The organism is Oleiphilus sp. HI0067, from assembly GCF_001635735.1.
The window spans coordinates 1-1,090 of the sequence record NZ_LWFI01001096.1 but is presented as its reverse complement, the minus strand read 5'-3'; the positions used below and the strand labels follow the sequence as shown (position 1 = coordinate 1,090).

At 43.5% G+C, this 1,090-nt stretch carries 1 protein-coding gene and 1 pseudogene; both read right to left on the bottom strand.

The features are described from left to right. Positions 1–287 (bottom strand): annotated as a pseudogene (locus tag A3739_RS15800) (hypothetical protein); the annotation flags it as partial. Between the two features lie 37 nt (positions 288–324). Continuing rightward, positions 325–1,090: YCF48-related protein (locus tag A3739_RS15795; protein WP_068501992.1), on the bottom strand; the 766-nt coding region annotated here is incomplete at its 5' end.

The window sequence follows — 1,090 nt, the reverse complement described above, 5'->3', positions numbered from 1 at the left end:
AAAATATCTCCATCTTTCGCTGCTACAGCAATACGAATAAAGTTTCCTAAATTCTCCAAATCAGAACGGTTGTCCATCATATTTTGAACAAACTCATGCTCTAACGGAATCAATCGCTCAAAAGATGCATCGGGTTTTATTTGGGCTGCGTTAAAGCCTAAAAAAGCGGTTATTAGAAGAAAAATCCCCAGAATCACTGGGCGATTTTTAAATATTAAGCGCTCCGCGACCGTACCGGAACCAACACTATTGTTCGTTCCCGCAGAACTTTGATCGGCATTTGCCATTCGTAAATCCTCTTACACTATCACTAGTAAAAATTGTCTAAAGATTCTTGCCTGATGGACTAACTAACTCCACGCCAGACTCACCCACGAGCGCCAAACGATCACGAGTAATGTAAACCATCGCAGTATGACCTAAACGATCTGCGCGGGAATACGAAGAGAATGTTTCACCGCCATCATTGCTGACTATCACAGTCCCTGCATTACCAGTAATGCTAATTTGCTTATTACCATCTAACGCACCGCCCATCAGTGAACTTTCTGTGCCCGAATCAACTTTTGACCACGAGCGACCAGCATTGACGGTCTTAAACAAGTTTCCACGGAGACCAAATACCAAGGCGCTGTTTTTATCCTTGAGAGGCAAAACACCGAAAAACGAACCTTCATACGGACTATTTACCGTATCCCAAGATTGACCTTTATCACTTGAGGTAAACAACACACCCGCTTCACCTGCAATGATCAAATTGCCACCTTCAAGAACCTTAATCGCGTTCAAATGAAAACGATCTAAGTTATCCAGACGGTCGCCGGCATTTTCCCATGTGCGACCACCATCTGTCGTTTCGAACAAAAACCCATAAGCACCCACTGCAAAACCATGCGTGTCAGTCAAAAATGCAACATCTAAGAAAGGCTTTGACGCACCAATTTCAGCATCAAGTTCAGCATCCTCGAGCGCATATTGAGCATCTTCAAGTTCATACTCGAGATCTTCGTCTGAGCCACCACTTTCATCTAATTCAAACTCTAACTCAGCGATGTAAGCTTCGGCTTGCTCTATGATGGATTGATTAGCT